2 protein-coding genes are annotated in these 3,925 nt (G+C 33.4%); one reads left to right on the top strand and one right to left on the bottom strand.

Going from position 1 to position 3,925, the window contains the following annotated elements; translation table 11 throughout:
• Window positions 1–1,397 (bottom strand): Alw26I/Eco31I/Esp3I family type II restriction endonuclease (locus SORDD24_RS07870; protein ID WP_081103553.1); only part of this gene is annotated, 1,397 nt, incomplete at its 3' end.
• A gap of 148 nt (window positions 1,398–1,545) precedes the next feature.
• Here SORDD24_RS07870 and SORDD24_RS07875 point away from each other — a divergent pair.
• Window positions 1,546–3,438, top strand: coding sequence for an ImmA/IrrE family metallo-endopeptidase (locus SORDD24_RS07875; RefSeq protein ID WP_061409345.1), 1,893 nt, complete (start codon window positions 1,546–1,548; stop codon window positions 3,436–3,438).
• Window positions 3,439–3,925: the final 487 nt, after the last annotated feature.

Consider the following 3,925-nt stretch of genomic DNA (forward strand, 5'->3'; position numbering starts at 1 on the left):
AGGGTTTCAATTTCTGAATCATTAATTTCGAGAATATTTCTACTATCTTTATTAGCATATTCAACAATTGATTCAAATGCAACACGGATTTTTCTTACTTTTTGATTTGATACATATTGTAAGTTACTATCTTCTTTCTTGAATCTAGAAGTTATAATATTTTTTTCAGAAACAGTATAGTCAATTAAAGCATAAGTGTAGTTTGCATATTCAAGATTTAAAAGTGTAAGCAAAAAGAGAGGATGACCTTGTTCGAATATGTAATTAATTAGACTTAAAGCAAAACCTCTGTTATCTCTCATAATCCGACTTAAGCGAAGTGCAGTAGAGGAATCAGTTACTTTATGTTTACATAAGTTCCAAATTGGTGCAGCGTACCAACTGACAACATTAATTCCATTTTTCTCTTGTTCAATTAGATGTTCAACATCAGTTAGATACATTCTGTTATTCTTGGCACTATTACAAGAGTTACACAGTAACTGAAATTCTTCACGATGCGAGAAGCCTAACGAAATTGGTCCGATGTGATCAGCGCTAATTGTACTGGAATGGTCAGTGTTCAGTGTAGAACCTTTGTTTGCACATCCAAAGGTTTGAATTTTCTTGTCAGAATTAACTATCCCCATTAATTTATTAGCAACAATCCAATTACCGTCAGTCCATAGTTCAAAAGCTCGTCTGTCTGTTGCGTATGACGCAAGATTCTCTTTTGAACGTCCCTTATCTGCTTTACTACGGCAACAGATATTGAATGTATGGAATCCATCTAGTCGATCTGGAGCGTTTGACATTGCCCCAGGGCTGAGAAAATTTTTAGGTTCTAGAGGGATATAATTGTCATGTATCCATTCACACCAAGTATTAGCATCATTTCCAAGATGGGGAATATTGTTTATTTGTTTACATTTGAATAACTGAGGTAATGAATCAAAGGCTTTTTCCCCATATAAGTCAGTGAAATCTTTAATAAATTCTTCTACATGTGTGGTATTATTTAATTCTAAGTCATAGTTATAAAAGTCCAACTTTTCAATTCGTTTAATTAAATTTACTCCAAGGTAGCAAAAACGAATATCCATTATACGGCCACAGACTTTGCAAGGTTTCTCTTTTGTGGGGTGAATTTCCTTAGCGACTTTACTAATCCAATGATTTGAATGAACGTCAATTCCGATTTCTTTAGCTTTATTTTTCCACCACTCAAGGCGTTTATCATGAGTAAATTGGAATTTACCGCTTGTTCTATTAGATGGAGCTTCCCACTGTATAGTTTTATCGTCTTTATAAATATCGGGCATACCTTTATAATTAGGGTGGCTGATGATAGACTGTTGGTATGCTAGAAAGGTTGCACTAGAATTAATAATACCTTTAGGTTGTTTTTTTGTAGCCATATGATATTCCTTTGATTTAAATTTTAGTTTTTATATAATATAATTATATCAGATCTCATTATAAAAAAAAGTAGTTATATAGCTTTAAAGCCAAATAATGTTAAGATATTAAAATTAAGAAAATACCATTCTAACAAAGGAGGTAGTTATGTTAAATCGTTCATTTGAAAATTTTCTTGAAAGTCGGTATTATAATGAACTTTACAAAGCTGTTGATGGATACATTAATAGAAATAGGTCAGACATACCGGTTATGTCACACGCTATAACAGACCCTAATTATATAAAACTGGATGATTTTTCTATCAAAAAGGTTTTATCTAGAAAAGTTCAAGATAGATTTATTATTTCAGACCTTCAGGTTATTGCAAACCTTGAAATAAAGGGGTACACTAAATATGGTTATGAATCTGACAGTAGTAATATTTGGTTACGAGTCAAAGTTATGTACAAATTAAAACAAGGCATTTATGATTTTAAAATAATGAGCGTTGTCCCATTTGAATCTTCCGATTATGATAGGTCTAATTTAGGTTTAAGTCCTGAATTTGTCCCTTATATAAAAGCAAAGGAAATGGATGACATTGCTGAGGAGATACTAAAACAATACTATCCTGATGCACTACAAGTTCCGATGTCACTTCCGATTGATGAGTACCTTGCAAATATTGGATTAACGAAAGTTGAAGGGAGACTAACAAAAGACAGTTCCGTTTTTGGTGAGATGGTATTTAAAGATACCGAAGTTGTATTTTATGATTCGGATATCCCAGAAACTAAGTTGATTAGAGAAAAGACTATTCTTGTAGACCCCGATGTAATTTGTTTACGGAATCAAGGAAGCTATAATAATACGGTTGTTCATGAATCCGTTCACTGGCTACTTCATCGCTATCACAATGAATATAAGATGCTCTTTGATGATAATCACCGTTTGAGTAGTAGTAAAAGTGATAGATCATCATTATCTTCGTCTACTTGGAGTGATTATGATTGGATGGAGTGGCAAGCAAATGGAATTGCTGCTAGAATTTTAATGCCAAAGAAAGCAACTAAACAGATGGTTCAAGAGTTTTTTGTCAAATACTCATTAGAGTTTGAACAGGAGAAAAAAGCTCTAATGTTCGAACAAGTAATTGATGATTTGGCAGAATTCTTCCAAGTATCACGGTTGGCTGTGAAGATTCGGCTATTACAACTAGGCTATAGTGAATTTGAAGGTACTTACAATTACGTAGGCAATGAATACATCAGAAGTTATGCTTTTGAAGTTGGGGCATTGAATAAAGGTCAAACGTTCACTATTTCTTTCAATAATGCCTGTATGCTTAATGCGACTAATACTAAATTTAAGGATTTGATGAATACAGAGCATTTTGTATATGTTGACTCCCATTTTTGTTTGAATGATGAAAAGTATGTAGAGATGGTTGATTTAGGTATTTACCAGATGACTGATTATGCGTACGAACATATGGATGAATGCTGTTTAACATTTGATGTTCGATATCAAACCGATGGAACTTTATCGTACAAAGATTTCAACGATTACATTATGTATCGAGGGAGTAACCCTGAACTTAAGATTAAAGTTGATTTTTCAGAATGCCTCATAAGTCAGGAAATACTTGGAAATGTGCCGGAGTACACTTCGGAAGTATATACAAAGGTTGCTGAGGTAATGGAACAGCTACCGGGGAATTTTTGTGGGACAATGGTATATCACCGCAAACGTAGAGATTTCTCACGAGAGGAGTTGGAAGAACACTCAACTGTTAGTGTTTCAACTATTCAACGTATGGAAAAAGATAAGGAATACCAAAAGACATTAGGTAAACTTATGGCCATTTGTATTGGCTTAAAATTATATCCTACATTTAGTTTCGACCTTATTGATAAGAGTAATTGTAAGTTTGATGATACTATTGTTTTTCACGGTGTTTACAAGATGCTATTAAGAAACTGTTACCATCTAACCGTCGATGAATGTAACCAAAAACTTAGAGAGATGGGAATCTCAGTTCCAATTGGAGGAGAATAAAATATTTTTATATTTACCGTTCATGTGATGAACGGTTTTTTTGTATTTACGCTTGTGTTTTGTGGAGTACAAAAAGTGGCAGTGGTTAGAATGATTGTTGTAGAGGTATTTAAAAGTGTTCATTTCATGACCTGTTAAAAACATTTGAGAGGGGCTATACTATTATTAAAAGTAACATCAGGTTACTAATAGAAACATCCTATAAGAATTCTTGCTACTGATCATAGCTATTGACCTCAAGGGAGGATTATAGGAATCACAGCTCAGTCTGTGAGGTCAACTGACCGATACATAGAGGAAAGTACTATGCGGTCAATAATATATTTAATGCATATTGAGTTGTCAAAACTGCTTTCGGTATTAACAGAAAGTCAGTCAAACAATGACAATTCAAGAAAACAAACGTCAATCAAAGTATACCCCTTCAAGATATAAAAATGAGAAGTCATATAACGATGTACCTTGTGAACTTAATCAAGTTCTCGCT

The organism is Streptococcus oralis, from assembly GCF_001579175.1.
Lineage (GTDB): Bacteria > Bacillota > Bacilli > Lactobacillales > Streptococcaceae > Streptococcus > Streptococcus oralis_O.

Bases quoted from the DNA above. Each gene is read 5' to 3' on its own strand.
- SORDD24_RS07875 (WP_061409345.1), top strand. From the start codon at position 1,546: ATGTTAAATCGTTCATTTGAAAATTTTCTTGAAAGTCGGTATTATAAT.